This window comes from Neptunomonas phycophila, from assembly GCF_001922575.1.
Classification (GTDB): domain Bacteria; phylum Pseudomonadota; class Gammaproteobacteria; order Pseudomonadales; family Balneatricaceae; genus Neptunomonas; species Neptunomonas phycophila.
Genome location: NZ_MRCI01000001.1, coordinates 2902224 through 2924395 on the forward strand (window position 1 = coordinate 2902224; position 22172 = coordinate 2924395).

At 46.6% G+C, this 22172-nt stretch carries 18 protein-coding genes and 1 riboswitch; of the genes, 8 read left to right on the forward strand and 10 right to left on the reverse strand.

Annotated features, from left to right (window positions below; all coding sequences use genetic code 11):
• Positions 1-72: 72 nt before the first annotated feature.
• On the reverse strand, positions 73-759 hold the full coding sequence (locus BS617_RS13255; RefSeq protein WP_075173251.1) for a hypothetical protein: 687 nt from the start codon (positions 757-759) through the stop codon (positions 73-75).
• A gap of 397 nt (positions 760-1156) precedes the next feature.
• Here BS617_RS13255 and BS617_RS13260 point away from each other — a divergent pair, with 397 nt between their 5' ends.
• Positions 1157-3322, forward strand: a complete 2166-nt coding sequence (locus tag BS617_RS13260; RefSeq protein WP_075173252.1) for a methyl-accepting chemotaxis protein — start codon at positions 1157-1159, stop codon at positions 3320-3322.
• On the opposite strand, the gene BS617_RS13265 is transcribed toward BS617_RS13260, so the two are convergent.
• The 4 genes from BS617_RS13265 to BS617_RS13280 all read right to left on the reverse strand — a co-directional run bounded on the left by BS617_RS13265 (position 3323) and on the right by BS617_RS13280 (position 9767).
• The gene (locus BS617_RS13265; protein WP_075173253.1) at positions 3323-3625 is read right to left on the reverse strand and encodes a DUF2149 domain-containing protein; all 303 of its coding nucleotides are present in this window, start codon (positions 3623-3625) and stop codon (positions 3323-3325) included.
• Positions 3622-4065 carry a MotA/TolQ/ExbB proton channel family protein gene (locus tag BS617_RS13270; protein WP_075173254.1) on the reverse strand — a complete coding sequence of 148 codons (444 nt, stop codon included), beginning with the start codon at positions 4063-4065 and terminating at the stop codon, positions 3622-3624. Before BS617_RS13270 ends, BS617_RS13265 begins: the two co-directional genes overlap by 4 nt.
• A gap of 4 nt (positions 4066-4069) precedes the next feature.
• Positions 4070-8431: a cobaltochelatase subunit CobN gene (locus BS617_RS13275; RefSeq protein ID WP_212667432.1), complete on the reverse strand. Its 4362-nt coding sequence runs from the start codon at positions 8429-8431 to the stop codon at positions 4070-4072.
• 119 nt (positions 8432-8550) lie between these two features.
• A riboswitch (cobalamin riboswitch) is annotated at positions 8551-8746 on the reverse strand.
• 73 nt (positions 8747-8819) lie between these two features.
• Entirely contained in the window at positions 8820-9767 is a 948-nt protein-coding gene (locus BS617_RS13280; protein ID WP_075173255.1) for a 2-hydroxyacid dehydrogenase, read from the reverse strand.
• 203 nt (positions 9768-9970) lie between these two features.
• On the opposite strand from BS617_RS13280, the gene BS617_RS13285 reads away from it, so the two are divergent.
• From BS617_RS13285 to BS617_RS13305, 5 genes are all read left to right on the forward strand, one after another.
• On the forward strand, positions 9971-11314 hold the full coding sequence (locus BS617_RS13285; RefSeq protein ID WP_075173256.1) for an SLC13 family permease: 1344 nt from the start codon (positions 9971-9973) through the stop codon (positions 11312-11314).
• A 305-nt stretch (positions 11315-11619) separates the two neighbouring features.
• Positions 11620-12633 (forward strand): TRAP transporter substrate-binding protein, encoded by a 1014-nt coding sequence (locus tag BS617_RS13290; protein ID WP_075173257.1) that lies wholly within the window; start codon positions 11620-11622, stop codon positions 12631-12633.
• A gap of 112 nt (positions 12634-12745) precedes the next feature.
• A complete protein-coding gene (locus tag BS617_RS13295; RefSeq protein ID WP_075173258.1) occupies positions 12746-13330 on the forward strand; it encodes a TRAP transporter small permease subunit in 585 nt (194 codons plus the stop codon).
• Entirely contained in the window at positions 13323-14645 is a 1323-nt protein-coding gene (locus BS617_RS13300) for a TRAP transporter large permease (RefSeq protein WP_075173259.1), read from the forward strand. The genes BS617_RS13295 and BS617_RS13300 overlap by 8 nt, the downstream gene beginning before the upstream one ends.
• Positions 14646-14648: 3 nt before the next feature.
• Entirely contained in the window at positions 14649-15161 is a 513-nt protein-coding gene (locus tag BS617_RS13305; RefSeq protein ID WP_075173260.1) for a gluconokinase, read from the forward strand.
• A gap of 55 nt (positions 15162-15216) precedes the next feature.
• On the opposite strand, the gene rpiA is transcribed toward BS617_RS13305, so the two are convergent.
• Complete coding sequence (rpiA, locus tag BS617_RS13310; RefSeq protein WP_075173261.1) at positions 15217-15891, reverse strand: ribose-5-phosphate isomerase RpiA; 675 nt, start codon at positions 15889-15891, stop codon at positions 15217-15219.
• A gap of 174 nt (positions 15892-16065) precedes the next feature.
• Here rpiA and ilvA point away from each other — a divergent pair, with 174 nt between their 5' ends.
• Complete coding sequence (gene ilvA, locus BS617_RS13315) at positions 16066-17583, forward strand: threonine ammonia-lyase, biosynthetic (protein WP_075173262.1); 1518 nt, start codon at positions 16066-16068, stop codon at positions 17581-17583.
• A 147-nt stretch (positions 17584-17730) separates the two neighbouring features.
• Positions 17731-18288 carry a hypothetical protein gene (locus BS617_RS13320; protein ID WP_075173263.1) on the forward strand — a complete coding sequence of 186 codons (558 nt, stop codon included), beginning with the start codon at positions 17731-17733 and terminating at the stop codon, positions 18286-18288.
• Here the strand turns inward: BS617_RS13320 and BS617_RS13325 are convergent.
• The 4 genes from BS617_RS13325 to BS617_RS13340 form a co-directional block, all read right to left on the reverse strand.
• Entirely contained in the window at positions 18285-18794 is a 510-nt protein-coding gene (locus BS617_RS13325; protein ID WP_075173264.1) for a hypothetical protein, read from the reverse strand. The two genes, BS617_RS13320 and BS617_RS13325, sit on opposite strands and share 4 nt — an antisense overlap.
• Positions 18795-18963: 169 nt before the next feature.
• The gene (locus BS617_RS13330; protein WP_075173265.1) at positions 18964-20361 is read right to left on the reverse strand and encodes a TRAP transporter large permease; all 1398 of its coding nucleotides are present in this window, start codon (positions 20359-20361) and stop codon (positions 18964-18966) included.
• Positions 20361-20936 (reverse strand): TRAP transporter small permease, encoded by a 576-nt coding sequence (locus BS617_RS13335; protein WP_075173266.1) that lies wholly within the window; start codon positions 20934-20936, stop codon positions 20361-20363. Before BS617_RS13335 ends, BS617_RS13330 begins: the two co-directional genes overlap by 1 nt.
• 169 nt (positions 20937-21105) lie before the next feature.
• Positions 21106-22089: a TRAP transporter substrate-binding protein gene (locus tag BS617_RS13340; RefSeq protein WP_075173267.1), complete on the reverse strand. Its 984-nt coding sequence runs from the start codon at positions 22087-22089 to the stop codon at positions 21106-21108.
• Positions 22090-22172: the final 83 nt, after the last annotated feature.

The following is a 22172-nucleotide window of genomic DNA, read 5'->3' on the forward strand; positions in this document are numbered from 1 at the left end:
TTACTAATGAATACGTAAAACCTTAAACTGCTCTCTAGCCCCGCTTACACGGAACTAGAGATAGGGATAGAGTTAACTATCCTGTGTATGTTCCGAGACAGCAGCTCGCTTTATGAACGGTAATACTTGTTTTTCGATAACAACATTCTCCAGCACAGGAAAACGCTCAACAAACTTTTTCATGTCCTCTTCGTAGCGATCACTGATCTCCACATCCCACGTACCACCTGATGCTCCGATGATTGCTTGGTCGATAAGGGGTATAACACTACCAGCCCTTTCCTCATCGCCTTGACGCTCTCGAATAACGCCTTCTATGTGCCCCAAGTAGTAAACATGTCCATCCTCTACATCAAACGGCAACTCCAAGGTTAAAAGGTATTCACCGAAGAAAGGAAAGATCTGACCCATGCTGCTAATGCTCGTTAATTCAAAATGGTCAGGTTTCAACTGTATACTAATTAAGTACTCATCACCCTCCTCTTCTACCTCCGGCTTTAGTAAAGCGGAGTCATCTTTCCACGCGTTAAAAAAACTTCTTACATCTTCCCCCTCATCATCTAATGAATGAATAGTGATACCCATTAAAGTTGGCTGAATAGATATTCGATAGTCATTACGCAAATGAGCTGTGAATAGAATAATTGGATCTGATTTGCTGAGAGCCTCTTCCGGGTTTGAGTGAAATGCCAGCTTATTAGTGCTGCAGCCGGTAAGAAAAAATATCATCCCTATTGATATGAATAACGAACGTAACATATTAATTTCCTTTTAATTTAAAAAAGAAATTGTAGTCGATATATGTAAATTGCCATAACTCAAAGTGATTTTTTTCGAATCAAGAAGCAAACAGGTTAACTATTGCTCGATACCGTCAATTATCGACTTCAAAGCTTCTTTCAACGCTTTAGCTTTTCCAAATGACAAGCAAATAAACAGTGGATTTTTATTGGGATGTCGATTGCAAACAAGCTTAAATAGCAAGCCACTATTTTTATGAGCAACTAATTAAAAAGTACTGGTTTATACTTAATAATACGATAAGCCACATACTTTAGTATCTTTTCGTCATTCTGAGTTCAAGCTACTGCCTATATTGCCGCCGTTTATATCAATATCAAGTATGCGGTGCAGTCACCTTTGAGGCAGTGAAATAATGAACATCAAATCCATCCAATTAAAAATAGTGTTAAGTGCAGGAATATGCCTACTGGCCACCAGTGCTGCGTTAATTTCCTATGGAATATTCTCGTCCAACTCTTCTCAAACATTTGTTGCGGCCAGCGTTAGCACTGAAATTGAAAAAATAGTGTTGAGTGATTTAGAGAACTTGTCCAGCCGAAATGCCGCTGAAATTCAACTAAAGTTTGAAGCAGCTATGGATGCGGCGAGAACAATGAGTGATTACCTTTCATTAGGTAAACAGCCTTATTCTACTCAAGGAGCACACTCGATTAGTCGTGATATGGTAAACGGACTGCTATTAAGTGTTCTCACCACTAACCCAGAATTCAACGGCACGTATTCCGCTTGGGAACCTAACGCTTTAGATAATAATGATAGCCAAGAGCGTAACGGTCAAAATGGCAATAACCCGGATACTGGTCGGTTTACACCCTATTGGACCAGAAGCGCTAATGGAAATGTCTCCGTACAACCTCTTGTGGAGTATGATAGTTTAGAAAACCATCCCAATGGCGTACCAAAAGGCGGGTGGTATCAAGGCCCTAAAAACACGGGTAAAGAGAGCATCCTTGGACCACTGCCTTACATTGTTCAAGGTAAGCAGGTGTGGTTGGCAACCTTATCAGTCCCTATCAAAGCGAATAATCAGTTTTATGGAGTCGTTGGAACTGACTACAATTTGGATTTTGTACAAAAGCTGAGTGAGAAAGTCGATAGCGGCCTATATTCAGGTTTAGGCGAGGTAGTTATTGTTAGTGAGCGTGGGCTAATTATTGCAGATAGCGATAATGCCGATTATATCGGCAGCCATTTTACGGATCATTATGATAGCAATATGGACTCGATTTTTAACAAAATTAAAGGGGGCAACCCTTATTCTAAGGTCGACGTAGAAACGGGCATAGCCGAAGTATTTGCTCCCATAAATATTGGCAGAACCGGAAATCAATGGGCTATTTTTATCAAAATAGACGAATCCGTGATTCTTGAAAATGTAGACCAGCTGCTCCGTGAAATGTCATCCAAATCTACGCAAGATATATACTGGCAAGTGCTTGTAGGCATCTTCATATTAATTGTTGCCTTAATAGCCTTGTGGATAACTGCTAAAAAATTGGCAGAGCCGATTAAAAAAGCTTCTTGGTTAGCGGGTGTTATACGCAAAGGGGATTTCTCTCAACGCCTTAATCATGAAGGTGAAGATGAAATAGGACAGCTTTCAGCTGCACTTGATCAGATGGCCTCAGGATTACAAGCTCAAGTTAACGTAGCAGAGCGTATTGCAAAGGGAGATTTAAATCAGGACGTTATACTGGCTTCAGATCAGGACCAGCTTGGACTAGCTTTACAAGGTATGGTGCATAACCTGAACCAACTAGTCGCTGATGTGCGCGCAGGCTCAACACACATTAATGTTAGTGCAGAACAGGTGGCCAAACTAAGTAACGACTTATCCGCTGGAGCTAGTAGCTCTGCGTCAGCGATCACCGAAATAAGCGCCACTATTACGCAAATGGCCGCTCAGACCCGACAAAGCGCAGACAACGCCAACAAGGCCAGTGGTATCTCTCAACAGTCTGAAAACTCAGCCGAGTCTGGTAATTATTTGATGGCCGATTTAGTTACAGCTATGTCAGAGATTGATGAATCGGGTCAGAATATTACGAATATCATTAAAGCTATAGAGGATATCGCATCGCAAACCAACCTATTGGCGCTAAACGCTGCTATTGAAGCTGCTCGCGCGGGTGAATATGGACGTGGGTTCTCGGTTGTTGCTGATGAGGTAAGAAGTTTGGCCGCACGAAGTGCAGAAGCCGCTCAGAAAACAGCACAACTTATTCAAGAATCTCGCCAAAGGACCATTAAAGGAACCGAATTGGCTCAGCAGACCTCTGAAGCATTGCAAACGATTGTTAGCGGGACGTCCGAAGTATCAGCGCTGGTCATTGACATCGCATACGCCGCGCAAGAGCAGGCCTCGGCTATTGAGCAAATGAGCTTGGGCATCCATCAAATCGATGAAGTAACACATCAAAACAGCCAAAGCTCGGAAGACTGTGCGTCAGCATCAGGTAAGCTAACCGATCAAGCCGGCCAGCTTGATGTGCTAATTAGCCAATTTAGATTGAAGTAATCACTCCCCAATCAAAATCAGTTGGCCCGTTTTTGGATCACGATACACCTGCCCGACCGACTCATAACCGGCGGCGCCATTGGCGCTACCTGTGGGTAAGTTGGGCAGCTCTTTACCGGATGTTATCGTTTGTTGCGTTTTATCCTGCGGGTTAAAATGCGCCTGCAACTGATCGCTCAACGCGATGAGGGCAGCGATAAGCCCACAAGCAAACACTAACATCAGATCAACTAAATTAGACATGGGGCCTAACGGTTCATTATCACCTTGATCAAAGCGACCACGGTTCCAGCGTCGACTCATGACCGCGCCTCCAACTGTGTAAGGGCTTGATCATACCAGCGACGTCGAAGCCGCCCGATCACAAAGCCCACCACACCCACCAACAAGCCGAGCACTGTGGTATCAAAGGCAACACTCATCGCGGTAGTCAGTATATCCAGCTCCCCGTTACCCAAAGCTGATAGCCCCGGTCCCAGCGGAATAAGCGTTCCCATTAGACCTAGCATAGGCGCTATGCGGGCAATAAAGTCGCTGCGTTCTATACGCTTGATCGCTATCACCTCTAAGCTCTCTGCGTTTTTTTGTTTGATAAAACGAGGAATCCCCTTATAACGCTCGGCAGGTAACATTCCTAGCTCAACCACGGCCAAGGCCGTCAAAGCCAGTAATCCCCATATAACGGGCTCTAAAAGTAAAGCAACCAGTTGATGCATTAGCCCAATGGAATACGAACTCATCATAACCTCAGTCCCTCCGTGAGGTAGGTTTGGGCATGCCAGAACGGCTTCCGCGCCAGTACCCCCACAACATTAATAACGTCGCTGCAAATAAGCCAAAATAAAGCGCATCACTTTCTGTAATGACGTGGTCTTCTTTTTGGGAGGTTTGTGGATTTTTAGCGTCTTTTTGAGCCTCTGTTGTACTGATATTGACCTCGGTGATGCGGCTAGCGATATTAACGGAAGCCTGCGCTTGAGGCGCTAATTCCGTTTGTGCTTTTGTGAGTAATGCCTGTAATTTTTGATAGCTAGCCGGTTCAACATAGCTCTCTAACCAACCAAACATGGGATGGCTAGGGCTAGTATGCCCGCTGCCAGGTAAACCATTTTCCAAAACGAGGTCGGTAAACTCATTCGCCAACTGGGTTATGGTTTCTTGATCGGCTTGCCAAAACTCTTTGTATGCAGCTACCATCATAACAGCCAACATATTGGACTTAACGTGCACGTTTTGACCTTGCGATAGAAAGGTATCCAGTTCTAGCTCCAACCCATCATCAATATAAACACGCTTTACTTCGTCCCATGCCCAGCTTTTTATCAAATCAGGGCTAGTCACCTGCCATCCCCAAAGGTATTCAATAAACTCACTGCCCATAGTGCGCGCTCCGGCGTAGCCTTCCTGCATCAGCGGTTCGATCCATTGAGGGTTTAAAAAGCGTCCTCGTAACTCAGACAACAAAGCCACTTGTAGCGGTTCTACCTGAATATTTTGGCTATCCGCATGGGACAGTACAAACCCCTTTGGTATCTGCCCTGAGAATGTCTCGACGGCTAAATTCAAACCTCCGAGGTAATCGAAAGCATCGTTGTTATCAATAAGACCATACAGGTTACTGGCACGCCCAAGGTAGGTTTGCCCAACGGTTTGTAGCCGCTGCTTAAACAAGGATTGTTTGGCTTCCCCCTGCAGGTTTCTACCGTAAGCATGGCCCATACGGAGTAAGTAAGTACTTGCAAGCTCCTGTCTATCTTGCCATGCTCCCGAGCGCTCAACCAACCGATTTATACCAGCGCCATAAGCACCGGGAGCCGTACCAAAAATTCGATAGGTGGCTTGAACAGCCGCTTGCTCAACGGGCATACCTTGATTTAAGGCTGCTTGTGCATCACGCACCCAACGTGCCGCCAATCGATTACGGGATAGCGGATCATCACCTGGCTGCTGTAAGTCTCCTAACGGCGCAAGCGCTGTTGTGAGGGCATAATCGAGAGCGGGATATTGGCTGCGGATAGTGTTTGCCGAAGCATCAAGAGCCATCAGCACCGCTTGTTCTAACCAGATAATTTGCGCACCGTATAAGTCACGAAACAAGCCTGATGTGGTGAATACGATATCGTGACGGATACGAGGTGATCGATCAGGGTTATTAGATGCAGCATTTAAATCTACGCGCGCTAACCCTTTAACAATACCGCGACTGTTCCATACGGGCTTGATACCTAAGCGATCCAACCCGAAGGCAATTAGTGCGCCCTCATCACGCACCACATCGGAAGCCCACAATACGATGCTGTCCGCGTCTTGATCCGTGTGAGCTATCCCTTCTTGTTGATTCGCTTTTTGCGCTAAGGTAACGCCCACCTGATAACCTAACTTCGTGGGAATAAGGCTACCGTCAAGCGCAAAAAAGTTACGTCCAGTTGGCAGCACTTCAGGCGTTCGTATGGGGTCATTACCTTTACCTGGTTCAATAAACTCACCGGATAAACCTGCTAATAAGGCGCTCATTTCCGCCGCAGGCGAAGCCTTTAGTTGAGTACGCACGTTATCGGCTAACGATGACTGCTGCCCCATCGAAGCCAACATGGTATCCACAGCTTCAGCGCTCCATGCTTGACCAAATCGATGCAAACCCAGTGGCATAAAGGATTCTTGCAGCCCGGTTAGATAATGCCCTACCTCATGGACTAATAAGGTGTCATCCACTTCATCAAAGCGAGTTAAACCACGTACCGTTAATTCGCCAGCCATGCTAGCTGTCAGCTCATCTTCCAAATGCAGTTGAGCCACCAGCGCACGTATCTCTGCAATCGCTCGCTGGCGCATGGCAACAGCCGTATCCGGGGCCGCTTCGTAACTTTCAATCAATTGACGCAACGCCAGTAATTGATCGTATAGCTCCGTGCTATCTAGCGGAGGTGTTAGATGGTCAACCATAATGGCCTGACCACGACGTTTAGCTTGTATGCCTTCCCCAACACCATCCACGATGTAGGGGTATACACTGGGAAGGTCATCGACAATCGCGGCAGGGTAATCTTCTGGGCTCATGCCAACACGATGCCTTGGCAAAAACTCATACGTAGAGTGACGCCCAACATGCACAAGCGCATCGGCTTTAAACTCTTTCTGCAACCATTGATAAAAAGCGAGATATTGGTGGGGAGGAGGAAACGACAGATTAGCATGCAGTAGCTCCTCGTTAAGCTCCCACCCTCGTGGAGGTTGCGGCCCGATAAAGACATTGCCAAATTGAAGCCCAGGTAACACAAGCTGACCACCAGACACCATTACGTTACCGGGTGGCGCGCCCCAACCGCGAATGCCTTCTATTTGTTGCTCAACAATAGCATCGATGTGCTCTTTCGCGCTGTGCCAGACTTTATCCGTTAGCTCAGGCGTTTCGTATATTGCCTCCAACTGATTCAGCAAGCTTAGCACTCGCTCACGCCCCTTATGATCAGCACCTTCTACGGCATGTTTTAAATCACTAATCACCCGACGCATCATCTGCCGTCCGGTTTCAGAATTTTCTAGCTGCTGTGCTTGCTTAAACGCGCTGTGCAAATACCCTAAAGGGCCGTACTGCATTTCGTTCTGAAGGGACTCTGGCAAACTTGAGAACCAAGTGCTGTACTGATCCGGAGATACCGTTGCAACCATGGTCGCCATGGTGCGCAGCGCCTCACCATCTTCGGGTAAATTAACACCTTGCTCTTGTAGAAGATCAAGCAGCGCCTCCGCATTCTCAGGTAATTCACCGGTCTGATACCCAGCCGCTTTTAGCGACGACAGTATTCCAAAAAGAGACTCAGGCACATTTAGGTTATCGGCACCAATATTATGGCGCCCAGGCGGGTGGTTGTAATAAATAATGGCTATTTTTTTATCGGCATTCGCTGTTTGTTGCAAATGACTCCAACGCTCAACCCGTCGGGCTAGGATATCAATCTGCCCCTTAATGGGCGTTATCACTGCCAGTGCAGCACCTGTTTGCTGATCAACCCTCTCGGCACCTTTCGCCGCCACTATAATGGACTGCCCAATCCCCTGTAACTCAGGCATGGCTACTCGGTAATGCACCGAGTCCCACGGCAAGCCTTCTTCTGATAAGCGCCATGCCTGTTCGCTCATATCATTTAAGCGCAGCGCGGCAATAACAGGCACATTCAATTGAGATAAAAGTTGAGAGGCTTGCTCCCGTCCTGTACTACCGCCCATCACAAAACTCTGCAAACTAATAATGGCAGCCAAGGACGAGTCGTGCTCGGTCAACCATTCTAGTGCGGCCACACTCGCGTCTCCCCAGCTGGCCAACAGAGATAAGCACCCTAGGCTTGAATCACGCTGCTCGATGGCGGTACACATTGCCTCATTAACCGATTTGTCTCCTTGACGATCACCTGTTTCATAATCCATTACCACGACCCAACGCGGCTTTACACTCATATCAAACGTGCGATAGTCGGTCGTTTCGCCTTGATACACTACTCGAATCGGTGAGATTAAATGAGGTAGAAAACGTGTTGCCTCATCTACCTGCTTCTGCGTCGCTAAATGCGATAAGTGATAAAACAGCCCTTCCATGTTATAGCTATCACGCCCTAACCAAAAAAGCCGTGCTTGCAGCCATTCTTGAGTATTGCGATGTTTTGCTACGTGCTGAGTCATCCACTCCATTGGGCTTTGATCCAAACTGGGGTGACCCATTAACGCATCTAAATCTGCATCATTGTTTAATAAGCGTCGGCCCATAATATGGGATTGCAGCACCAAGGAGCGATCACTATGTAGTGCAACAAATGAACGCATCTCACCCGCATTCAACGCGGCCTGAAGCCGAGCAACAGGCTCTCCAAACACGCCTGCGGCAAACACGATATCCGCGTTAGATAATAATGAGGCTTGCTCATGGCGAGACAATTGTTTCCACTGATCAGTCGAACGGATAATTACTTGATCACTCGGCTGCGCTTTTAAAAATCGATGCGCCCCCGACACCAGCTCAGGCACATTAGCCGCCGACGTAATCGCCAATAAGGACGCGGCATAAGCCGGTAAAGTAAGACACAACAAAACACATAATGAAAACAGCTTGATCACGACACACCCCGATCCAGTGATAACCGAGGTGAGGAAAGACAAACGCAGAAAAACAGCTTATGCCATGCATAAACCGCCGTAACGCAGATCACTCCTTGATGGCACGCCCCGGCTATCAGAAATAGTTATGCTTGCAGGCAAGTATTCTGGCTCACGGATCATTGCAATTCATCGACCTTCCCAAGGTAAACCTCAGTGATCATCAGCCAATGCTGTGATGAATCGCTACCCGTATACAGTTGCGGGGACAGCTTCGTTTAAACGAATTCCTTTTTGATGCTCTTTACGTAAGAGACCTGCAAAGCGGTGCAACGATAGCACAGGTAGATAGGGCTTTTGAATCACCCTAGCCTCAGGTCTCATGCTTTTACGAACCACTACAAATGACTCAAACCGGCGTTATAAGGGCCTTGCCTGCAAAATGTGCGGCTAAGTTATCCACAACCAATTGCGCCATACGGCCACGTGTTTCATAAGTTCCACTGGAGCAGTGAGGTTGTAAAACGACATTATCTAACGCAAGCAGAGCCTCGGGCACATGCGGTTCGTCTGCAAACACATCCAAGCCCGCTCCCGCTAGCTGACCAGCGCAGAGTAGCTCAACCAATGCGTTTTCATCGACCACACTCCCGCGGGCGATGTTAATGAAGTAGCCTTGAGGCCCCAGCGCTTTCAGTACTGGCTTACTAATCAAACCTTCGGTGCTCTCTCCGCCAGGAATGGCAGGCATGAGAATATCGACATCATGCGCGAGCGCCTCAATAGTATCGTAATAGGTGTAATCCACATCGGGGGATTGACGACGTCCGTAATAGCAAACCTTCATACCAAAGGCTTGAGCGCGATGCGCGATGGCTTTACCAATGCGCCCTAACCCTACTATCCCGACGGTTTTACCATGAACAGAAGTGTTCAGCGGCATCATGCCTTTATTGACCCAATCTCCACTGTGCACCCAATGAATACCGGGCACTAAACGCCTAACGGTAGCGAGCAGAAGTAGCAATGCCATATCGGCTACATCATCAGTCAGCACATTCGGTGTATTGGTTACCTGAATGCCACGAGCTTTGCACTCATCAACACATAAAGTATCTAGGCCAACACTACTGCAAGCCACAATTTCTAGATTGGGCAAACGATCAATTAATGATTTTTCAAGCCCACCGCCATGCGTGGTTACCACCGCACGTATTTGATCACCAAATTCATCCAGCATGCTTACCCTGCCCTCCTCGCTAGCCAAGTCATAGCGATGGAGATGATATGCGTCATCTAGCATTGCCATTTGCTCTGGACGGTTCGGCCAAACTAACAATACATGGATCGATTTCATGGGAGGCTTCCTAACGCAGTTGTGATTAAGGTATAGACAAATAAAAAAGTAATACATCATACATAAAAGAACAAGCTCTCACCGCCTTAATCACTTTGGGAAAAAGACTGTTCACCTAAACCAATTGTTATTCTTACGGTCAGATTGGAATGTATAATGCCCAGCACCCATTACAGACACTTCTTTCCTGAGCCGGAACCCCTATGACAATTAATTCGCGACATTTGCTAATTCTATTAGCCGACATTGCTCTGTTCGTAATTCTCCTAAACACACTGCCATTTGAGGCTAATGTTGTTAAAGGACTCAGCATTTTAGTTTTTGTGGCCATTCTCTGGTTAACCGAAGCATTGCATGTGAGCGTTACAGCGTTATTAGTGCCTTTGCTGGCCATAGCGACTGGCGTTTTTAAAGCCTCTGAAGCTCTAGTTAGCTTTGCTAACCCCATCATCTTTTTGTTTTTGGGAGGCTTTGCATTAGCCGCCGCTCTGCATCATCAAGAGTTAGACAAAGCTATTGCGAATAAAGTGGTCGCTATTGCAAAAGGTCGGATGAGTGTCGCTGTGTTGATGCTTTTTGCCGTTACTGCAGGCCTATCAATGTGGATCAGTAATACAGCAACCACCGCTATGATGCTGCCCTTAGTGTTAGGGATAATGAACAAACTGGATGGGGAAAAAGACCGTCCTACTTTTCTTTTTATTCTGCTGGGCATTGCATACTGCGCCAGCATTGGAGGTATAGCCACTATTGTTGGTAGCCCTCCCAACGCAATAGCCGCCGCCGAAGCTAAATTAAACTTTTCACAGTGGATGCAACTAGGCCTACCTATTACGTTGATCCTACTTCCGATGGCCGTCGCCATCTTATACTTGTTAACAAAACCAAACCTCAGTTACCGTTTTGAGCAACAATCGACCAACATCGAATGGACTCGCAGCCGCATTCTAACCATTATCATTTTTGGGTTGGCTGTACTCAGCTGGATATTTAGCGGCCCTCTCAATAAAGCACTGGGTGGTATTGCAAGCCTTGATACTGTTATTGCCATATCGGCCATCATCTTGCTGTGTGCATCACGTGTTGTTGAATGGAAAACCATTGAGAAAAGTACTGACTGGGGCGTGCTCATCTTATTCGGTGGGGGCATTTGCTTAAGTGGCGTTCTTAAAGCGACAGGCGCAAGTGAGTTTCTTGCGCAAAGCTTGTCTCACTTGCTAGACCATGCCGGTATTTTAGTATCATTACTGACTATTACGGCTTTCGTTGTGATGTTGACAGAATTTGCCAGCAACACAGCGAGTGCCGCTATCCTCATTCCGGTTTTCGCAGCGATCGCCGATAGCATGGGGATTTCTCCTGTAATCTTATCAGCCATTATTGCGATTTCTGCTTCGTGTGCCTTCATGCTTCCGGTAGCCACGCCACCTAACGCCATTGTCTTTGGTCTTGGCTATATTAAGCAGAGCGAAATGATGCGCGTAGGCATGGTGCTAAACATCATTTGTATTTGTGTTATCACCGCTTTTGCTTACTTATTCTGGTAAGCAACCAGTTATTCTTTTACGCCTGTGAAGGGGTTTGCTTTTTTAAAGCATGCCCCTTTTTTTTCAATAACTTGCATGAAAACTCGCCTTTTCGGCGTGTTCAAAAATTAGCCAACTAACCTATTTAGACGTATAAAAGGCTTGTTATGCGCCAAAGTTACCAGTAACATTTACATTGTTACCGGTAACATAGCTTTAACACGATCCTGACTAGCATCGCATCAAGGCGTTACGCGGTAGTGCTCGGATACACTTCCGGTCGCTGACTAAAAGTCCCGAAAAAAATAAACATAGGAACTGATTTAATGAATTTCTCAAAAGCGCTTCTAACAACAGCCTTGGCGGGCTTGGTTTCTGTAACCGCACAGGCGGCTGACTTTACCTTTAAAATTCAGTCATCTGATCCATCAGGTGATAAAAACTATCAAGTTCAACAAGAATGGGCTGATCGCGTAGAAGCGCTGTCTGGTGGGCGCCTTGATATTGAACTACTCCCCGTAGGCAGTGTAGTTAAACACACCGAAACATTAGACGCGATTAAGATGGGCATACTCGATGGTCACGTAACAGCGACGGGTTACTTCTCAGGTAAAGACCCAGCGTTTGGTCTTATTGGTAATACAGTTGGCGCCTGGTCAGATACATCTCAGCTACTACAGTACATTAACTATGGCGGTGGCTACCAAGTAATGACTGACCTTTACGCACCCTATGGCGTTAAATTTGTCGGCGGCTCAACAACCGGCGTTGAGTCGTTTGTTTCTAAAGTGCCTTTGAACGGTGTAGAAGATTTAAAAGGCCTCAAACTGCGGGCACCAGAGGGCTTAGTACAACAAGTCTTTGCTGCAGCGGGTGCGTCTCCGGTTAACTTACCAGGCTCCGAAGTATTTACTGGATTAAGCAAAGGCGTTATCGATGCCGCCGACTACACGGTATTCTCAACAAACCAAAAAGCCGGCATGAACGATGTAGCAACTCACCCAGTACAGCCCGGTTTCCATTCTTTGCCATTGATCGATATTTCGGTTAGCCAAAAGAAATGGGATAAATTGCCAGCGGATCTTCAAGAAATTTTAACCGTGTCGGTACGCGATTTTGCACAAGACATTACAACCCAATTGCGTATAGCCGACCAGCTAGCGGTAAAAGAAGCACAAGCTAATCCTGAAATCACCATTCACGACTGGTCAGCACAAGAGCGTAAAAAATTCCGTGCTATCGCCCAGTCTCAGTGGGAAATTTATGCACAAAAGTCTCCTAACGCTGAAAAAGTCTACAACTCCATCTCTACATACCTGAAAGAGAATGGCCTGCTTTAATTTGCGTTACTAGTACGGTTTATGGGTCTTCTTAGGCCCATAAGCGTCTTCCTCCTTACCTCGACTAACCAGCCTAGATAAACAGGCCTAGCTCTGTTTTGTTGGAGTTTTTATGCAATCGACAGATCATCTGGGTGGCACGCCCGATCACTCGCCCGACGATGAACAAGGCAGAAACCTTCTTGACCGCCTTATCCTTCGTATTGGTAACCTACTTAGCCTATTGTTTATCTTTACTGTTGCCATTTCATTCTATGAAATTGTGATGCGTTACATTTTCAACGCCCCCACTATGTGGGTGCATGAAAGCGCTTCGTTTATTGGCGGGTCTTTATTTGTTGTAGGCGGAGCATATGCTCTGGCTAATAATAAACACGTACGCGTTGTGCTTATATACGACCAAGTTTCCGAACGCACGCGCCATTATCTAAACATTTTCCACCACCTTGCAGGCTTGGCTTTCACCGGCATGCTGGTCTACGGCGCTTGGGAAATCACATACAGCAGCTGGGTAACACCCTTTGGCGATATCCGCCTTGAGACATCAGGATCGGCATGGGACCCTGCATTTCCTTCCCTGTTAAAGGCCGTCATTCTGGTCGTTGTCTGCGTTATGTTTATTCAGTTTTTATTGCACCTTATTAACGAAGTATCTCGGCTCAAAGCATTAACACATCGAGGCCGTCATCATGTTTGATTTATCTTCTCTCGGTATCGGCTTAGGCAGTTTAGCGATGCTGGTCCTATTGATTGGCTTGCTGCTTACTGGCATGCAATTAGCCTTTGTAACAGGGCTAGTGGCGTTAATTTTTACTCTTGGTTGGTTTGGCGTTGATGCTCTACCGCTCGTGACCAGCCGCATGTATAGCTTTGTCAACGGGTATGTTTTCTTAGCCGTGCCCATGTTTGTTCTCATGGCAGCCCTGCTCGATCGCTCAGGTATCGCTGTTGATTTATTCGACGCCATGAAGAAGGCCGCGCGTAAAATACGCGGAGGCGTAGCCGTTCAAACCTTAGTCGTTGCTGTAATTCTAGCGTCTATGTCCGGTGTCATCGGCGGAGAAACCGTTCTTTTAGGTATTTTAGCCTTACCGCAAATGTTACGTTTAGGCTATAACCGTAAGCTCGCTATTGGTACAACCTGTGCCGGTGGTGCGCTTGGTACCATGATGCCTCCAAGCATTGTGTTGATTATCTACGGCATGACCGCCAGCGTGTCGATAGGTGACTTGTTTAAAGCGGCTTTTTTACCGGCAGCTATCCTCGCGCTATTTTATGTCGCTTACGTACTAATCCGTTGCTGGATGGACCCTTCTTTAGCGCCGCTACCGTCGGATGAAATGCAAAAAGAAGATGACGCCAAACAAACGAATTACTTCAAAGCGCTATTTTTCCCAGGTCTAACGGTCGCCATCGTTCTGGGCAGCATTTACACCGGTGTCGCGTCAGTCACCGAAGCCTCTGCACTGGGTGTTGTTGGCATTATGCTCAGCGCGCTGATTCGTGGCGAACTTAATGTCCAGATGCTCAAAGATAGCGCCAAATCGACTATGCAAACCTGCGGTATGATCATGTGGATTGGTATCGGTGCTAGCGCACTAGTCGGCGTATACAACTTGATGGGCGGCATCGACTTTGTCGAAAGCGTCATCCTGTCGCTGAGTAACGGTCATGTTATGGGCACCGTATTAATCATGATGGTGATTTTGCTGATTTTGGGCATGTTCCTTGATTGGGTGGGTGTTGCGTTACTCACTATGCCTATCTTTGTACCCATTATCGTCGGCCTCGGCTTAGACCCTATCTGGTTTGGTGTGGTGTTTTGCTTGAACATGCAGGTGTCTTTTTTATCACCTCCATTTGGCCCAGCGGCGTTTTACCTTAAGTCGGTGGCTCCCAAAGATATCAGCTTGGGTGAGATATTCTCTGCCCTGCTACCGTTCATTGCGTTGCAGATCATAGTGCTTGCGCTGGTTATCGCCTTTCCGCAACTGTCTTTGTGGTGGAAATAAGCGATGAATAAGCAAAAGATAATTGTGATGGGCGTATCGGGTTGCGGTAAATCCTTGATCGGATCATTGCTGGCTGAGCACTTGGGCCTATCATTTTATGATGGAGATGATTTTCACCCCCCTGAGAACGTGGAAAAAATGCGCCAAGGCACTCCACTCAATGACCATGATCGTCGTGAGTGGCTACACACTCTCAATCAGTTAATTACTAGCAAGCCGAATGCGGTTGTGGCGTGCTCTGGACTTAAGCCCCAGTATCGTGAGCTGTTACGTCAGGGCAATGAGGCCACGTTAATTTACTTAAAAGGCGATATCGATACGATTTGGAAACGTCATCAACAACGCGAAGGCCATTATTTTAACGGTCGAGGCATGTTGGAGAGCCAGTTTGGAGATCTCATCGAGCCACTAACCGATGAAGCGGTTCATATCGATATCGATCAACCTGTAGAGGACGTGCTCAATGATATTCTTAAAGCACTGGACGACCCGTTAGCACACCCCACAAGATCTTGATCTAAGATACGCTCCCCATGAATAGATTATGGGGAGCTTTGATCTAACGCTCCGTTTATGAGCGCTTAAACGTTTCTACGCCATCAGGAGTACTCATCAATACGACATCAGCACCACGATTAGCAAACAAACCATTCGTCACTACCCCTACCACGTTATTTAAAACGCGCTCTAACTCTTTAGGGTTAACGATCGACAAATCATGCACATCGAGAATCTCGTTCCCGTTATCTGTTACGACACCTTCACGATAAACCGGAGCGCCATCAAGCTTTACTATTTCTCGTGCTACATAGGAGCGCGACATCGGGATCACCTCGATAGGTAACGGGAAGCCACCTAAAATATCCACCTGCTTTGACGAGTCGACAATACACACAAATTCACGAGAGGCCGCTGCAACAATCTTTTCTCGCGTTAACGCAGCGCCACCGCCTTTAATGAGATTTAAGTGCGGATCAAACTCATCAGCGCCATCAATATAAACATCAAGCTGCCCAGCCGTATTAAGATCCAAGACCTCGATGCCATGAGCTTCCAAACGCTTTGCCGTCTCATCTGAGCTTGCCACGGCACTGGCAAAAAGATGTTTAATCTTTGCTAACTCATCAATAAAAAAGTTAGCTGTTGACCCTGTTCCTACGCCGACAATGGAATCATCATTGAGCTTGGGACGGATATACTCGATGGCCGCTTGTGCTACAGCTAGCTTCATTTCATCTTGAGTCATGGTTTTACCCTAATTATTCATAAATATGGCCAAATTATACGCAGCATTTGCCCTCGCTTGTAGACGAATTGCAACACAGCGAGTAGCATTTCTGCCTCTCCTTGCTAAATACTCACATTTACCGCTTAGCAAGACACTTGCAGATCTAATCCTATTGAAAAATTAGTTAACAACATGGCTCACCGATACATCAAAAAAATACTCGAAGCTCGCGTCTATGACGTCGCTGTCGAAACCCCTCTTGATGAGGCTCGTGGTCTTTCAGAAAGGCTTAATAACCGTGTGCTTCTTAAGCGCGAAGACTTACAGCCGGTGTTCTCATTCAAGATTCGCGGCGCTTATAACAAAATGCGTCAGTTAACTGAAGAACAACTGGCCTGTGGTGTTGTAGCTGCTTCAGCGGGTAACCATGCGCAAGGCTTAGCCATGGCGGCTAAAAAAATGGGGGTAAAAGCCACCATTGTAATGCCCAAAACGACTCCGGAGCTAAAGGTCAACAATGTTCGCCGTTTAGGTGGCAAAGTTGTACTGCACGGCGACGCCTATGATGATGCCTCAGCCTACGCTAAAGCCTTAGTTGCCGAGAAAGGCATGACCTATGTACACCCCTTTGACGACCCAGACGTTATTGCCGGCCAAGGCACAATAGCTATGGAAATTCTTCGTCAAGAGTCAGGGCCGATTGACGCTATTTTCGTACCGGTTGGCGGCGGCGGCTTGATTGCAGGTATTGCGGCTTATGTGAAATACCTGCGCCCAGAAACAAAAGTTATTGGCGTAGAGCCCAGCGAAGCCGCTTGTTTGCATGCCGCTCTGGCAGCTGGTAGCCGAGTCGTGCTACCACAAGTTGGCATTTTTGCTGACGGCGTGGCCGTTGCTCAAATTGGTGAAAATACCTTTGAACTGGCCCGTGAATATGTCGATGAAGTGATCTGCGTATCAACTGACGAAATCTGCGCGGCTATAAAAGATATTTACGACGATACCCGCTCCATTTGTGAGCCCGCTGGAGCATTGGGTATTGCGGGTATGAAAAAATATGTGGCCCGCGAGCAATGCAGCAACCAAACACTGATTGCCATCGACTCTGGCGCAAACGTGAACTTTGACCGTTTACGCCACATTGCAGAGCGCTCTGAGCTTGGAGAAAAGCGCGAAGTCATCGTCGCCGCTAAAATCCCAGAAAAGCCAGGTAGCTTTAAAAAGTTTTGCACGGCGTTAGGTAAACGTAACATCACTGAATTTAACTATCGCTACAGTAATGACGATACCGCTGTCGTATTTGCTGGCATTCAGGTTAAACCTAACAATGACGGCCGCGATGAGCTATTGGCTGAAATTCGAGAGCACTTAGACGAAGTCATTGACCTAACCGATGACGAAACCGCCAAACTACACGTGCGTTATATGGTCGGAGGCCATGCCCCCGAAGCCGTCGACAACGAAGTGGTTTATCGCTTTGAGTTCCCTGAACGACCTGGCGCGTTGATGAAGTTTCTAACCAAACTAGGCGGCCGTTGGAATATTTCCATGTTCCATTACCGCAACCATGGCGCGGCAGCCGGTCGTGTTTTAGTAGGAATGCAAGTGCCTGCGCAAGAGCATAGCCAAGTCCAAGCGTTTCTGGATGAAATCGGTTATGAATACTGGGACGAAACAGACAACGCGTCCTATCAACTTTTCTTAGGCTAGACCTTACAGCGGATATCAGCGGCGCATAACTGATATCCGCATGTAACGGCATTGATACTCAAACAACCTGAAAGTAGCATTAAGGCGCTCCTGTTTTTGAACTACCGTAGTTCTCACGGCTAACAATAAAAACAGGCAGAACCGGCTATGATGCATCTCACACGTCAACTCACCGCCATCAGTGGTCTTTGTTTAACGCTATCAACTCCCGCTATTGCAGACCTATCCGGCACCCAAACAATACAGTTGCTCGATAAAGACAACAGTGCTCACACCATAGGAAGCATCACATTCACTCACGAAGGCGAACAAACCCAGTATCAATTACATATTGATCATAGCCAGTTCACCGATTACTTCCTTTCTATGAAGGAGATGAAATGCTTAGAAGGCCCAGAACTATGGTGCCATCTGCCATATCCCTACCCATCACCTCGTACCATTAGCCCAGACAACACCCAATGGCTATCGCACGATTTACTCTTTATGTTTAAAAAGCCAAATGAATTTGGAGCGAATTTCTGGAACGGGATTTATTACGAATTTACAGTGACGGATGAAGGTTTAGTTGGACGAGCACGCGCAGTGGATTTAAATGAGCTGGCCGCCCCGCCCGACGACTTAGGCATACCGCCTTTTGCACCGATGACGTTAGAAGACATCGATGAAGGGCAGCGCTGGTTGCCGTCTGCTGTTATTCGTTAACCAGCCTTAGTGGGGACTTCCGGCGAGTGATCGTGTTCGCCAAAGAACGCTTTCAGTGTAAACAAAGTCAGCGACACAATCCCCCATAGCAGGCCTAAAACAACACCAGCATCGATAATTCCACGCCAAGGCTGCGGCACATGATGCACCACTTGGATGATGATGAGAATGCCTATAGTCAGCGTAAAGGTAACTATCTTACGGCGTCTTTCGCTGTGGAAAAACCCCATACAAAAGAGCGGAGCAAGCAATACGCGCACTGGAGTAATGTTATTAGATAGGTATCTAATGCGAGCCGCCACACGAGGCGAAAAACCTTTTTGAAAGCCTTTATACCCTTCGGCAAACCCCATAAAAACCACACTAAACAGCAGAGCCAACCAATGATACCAATGCAGTGTTTGTGTCGTAAGCTGCAAAGCCATAGGGCCTAAGCGATAAATAGCGCTAGCGAAGATCAGACAAATGCCCGCATACCCCCACATGGCTGCAAACGTCCCCAACATAGCTACCTCAATACGTAAACAAACAAAAGCGAAGCGGTATTATAAGGGATCAATGAACAAAATCGAGATAAAAAAAAGCCGCCCAATGGGCGGCGAAGTGCACTTTTACACTAATTAATCAGGGGAGAGGGCTGGCTCCCCCAGCCAGGATTCGTTAAGCCTAACTCGCTTAGTAACCTTTTAGCTTGTCGATATATTCCGGCAAGAACAATGAAATCTCTGGAACATACGTAATTAATCCCAAGAAGCCTAACAACAAGCACAACCACGGTAGGCAGGCTTTGATTACCCAGATCATGTTCTGACCCGTGATACCTGCTGTAACAAAGAGATTGAGCCCCACCGGCGGTGTCAGCATACCGATCTCCATGTTAACCACCATGATGATACCTAGGTGGATAGGGTCGATACCCAACTGCATAGCAATAGGGAACAGAATCGGTGCCATGATCAACAGGATAGCCGAAGGCTCCATGAAGTTACCGGCTGCTAATAGCAGTAAGTTCATGATGATTAAAAAGCCCCACGCAGGCAGTCCCCAGCTCACAATCGCTTCTGCAATATGATGAGGAATACGCTCAGTGGTCAATACGTGAGCAAACAACATTGCATTCGCAATGATGAATAGCAGCATTAACGACACTTTGGATGCGTCTAGAATGACCTTACGTACTTCAGGGTCGAATGCAGATTTAGGGAAAGCTAATAGCATCTGACCTATGTTACGCACGATAGCTGAGGGCATTGCTTCACCTTCATTACGCCATGCCACATTGCGCAATGGACCTATGTCTCGGTACCCCATAACAGCAATAAAGTAACCGTATACAGCGGCCACAGCGGCAGCCTCTGTTGGCGACGCTATACCTCCGTAAATAGAGCCCAATACGATGATGATCAGCATTAAGCCACCCAGCGCAATAAGGCCTGAACGAGCTAACGCACCAAAACCTGGAAACGGCTGAGAAGGCAAACCTTTAATACGCGCCACAATGTAAATGGCAATCATCAAGATCAAACCCATCATCAAACCGGGGATAAAACCCGCCATGAACATGCGAGATGCTGAAACTTCAGTCGCCGCTGCGTATACCAGCATAACGATAGACGGTGGAATCAAAATACCCAGCGTACCGGCGTTAGCAATAACGCCCGCCGCAAACGATTGTGGATAACCAGAGCGCACCATGCCCGCGATACAGATCGTACCAATTGCAGCAACCGTTGCTGGCGATGAACCGGATACAGCCGCAAACAACATACAAGCAAGAACCGATGCCATTGCCAAGCCGCCACGAATGTGGCCCACCGAATTCACTGCAAAGTTAATCAAACGCTTAGCGACACCGCCCGTCGATAAGAAAGCCGATGATAAAATAAAGAAAGGAATCGCTAACAAAGTGTAATGCTCAGATGTCGCTTCAAACAGTTTTAACGCAACTGATGCCAACGAGTCATTTGAGAATAATAAAATAGTGGTTATCGACGATAAGCCTAATGCTATTGCAATTGGCATCCCGATAAACATGCACCCAAACAGTACTGTGAAGAGGACCGCGATTGTCATTATTTGCTCCCCTTATTAGTAGAATACAGCTCACCCGCATCGTCAGATTCTTGTAGCTCTTTTGCAAGTTCAAGCGACTCTTTCGCTTCATCCGCCATGTGGAAGCCATCGGCTTCGCCGGTGATAACTTTCCAACCTAACTGTAAAAAACGAATTACTAGTAATACCAGACCAATTAACAAGACGGTCATCGGCATCCAACGAGGAAGGGGAATATCTTCTAATTCAATACCAATTTTGTACATTTTAGACACATAGACCCATGAGCCAGCTAGGAACAGGCCGCAGTAAACAAGGCATAAAACGATCGCTAATAGCGTTAATGCACGATACGCTTTTTTAGGAAGTAGCTTAACGAACACATCAACACCAATGTGCGCACCAACCTTTACACCATAAGAGGCCCCAAAAAGTACAAACCAACCCGCAAGGATCAGCGTTAGCTCTTGAGACCAGTGGATACCCGTATTAAAACCAAAACGGGCGACTACCTCGACAAACACCAGCAATGTCATCGAGACAAGAAGTAGCGATATAAACGCCTCTTCTGCTTGCCCTATTATTTTTTTAAGCATTTCTGCCTCCGCAATCATGAGTAGCAACGATTATTAACGTGCAGCAATAGCTACAGGACAGCACCCGGCTCTGAGTACAGCTCTCCTGTAAGTATTAGACGTGAAAATCGTTATAAAACTGTGAAGAAAGTGGGTCGGTCGACCCACTTTGATGTGTTACCAGTGGCGATTAGTTGTTTGAAGAAACCGCCGCTTCGATTAAGTCAGCACCGATATCAGACTCAAACTGTTTCCAAACCGGCTTCATCGCGTCAACCCATTGCTGACGTTCAGCATCGGTCAACTCAATGATTTCTGAGCGGTTAGAGTCAATGATCGCTTGACGATCTTCATCGCCTTTCTTCGCTGCTATTTCATTACCGTAAGCGATGGCCTCATCCAGTGCTTTTTTCAATTCAGCACGAATATCTTCATCCAAATCCATCCAAAACTCAGTTGAAGTGACAACTAAGTAATCCAAAACACCGTGATTAGATTCTGTGATGTATGGCTGAACTTCGAAGAATTTTTTAGAGTAGATGTTAGACCATGTGTTCTCTTGGCCATCGATTGCTTTTGTTTGAAGCAACGTAAATACTTCAGAGAAAGGCTTTTTCAATGGTACAGCTTCAACTGCTTCAAACTGCGCCTGAAGCACATCAGATGTCATAATACGGAATTTTTTACCAGCGGCATCAGAAGGAACTCGTAATGGCTCACTCGCTGAAAGCTGCTTCAAGCCATTGTGCAGGTAGCCAAGGCCGATCAAGCCCTTGTCTTCCATGGACATTAGCATTTTTTGGCCTGCTTCGCTTTGCTGGAACTTTTCTACCGCTTCCATGTTTTTAAACAAAAATGGTAGGTCAAAAACTTGCAAAGAAGAAGTATATTTTTGGAACTTAGACAGCGATGGAGCGATAAACTGAATATCGCCTAATAACATGGCTTCTAACTCTTTACCGTCACCGAAAAGCTGAGAGTTTGGGTAAACTTCTACTTCTGCTTTGCCTGCCAAACGTTCTGCTACCAATTCTTTAAATTTGATAGCCATCTGACCTTTAGGGGTGTTTTCTGCAACAACATGAGAAAATTTGATCTCGATTGGAGCAGCGGTAGCAACCTGTGCACCGATAGCCAGAGCGATTGAAGTCACAGCGGCAGTCAATAAACGCATAATGCATCTCCTGTTTTTTGTATTATTCAGATTTCTTTGCGTTTCGTCTGATCAAGGCATTGCCAAGCATCAGCTAATCGAAA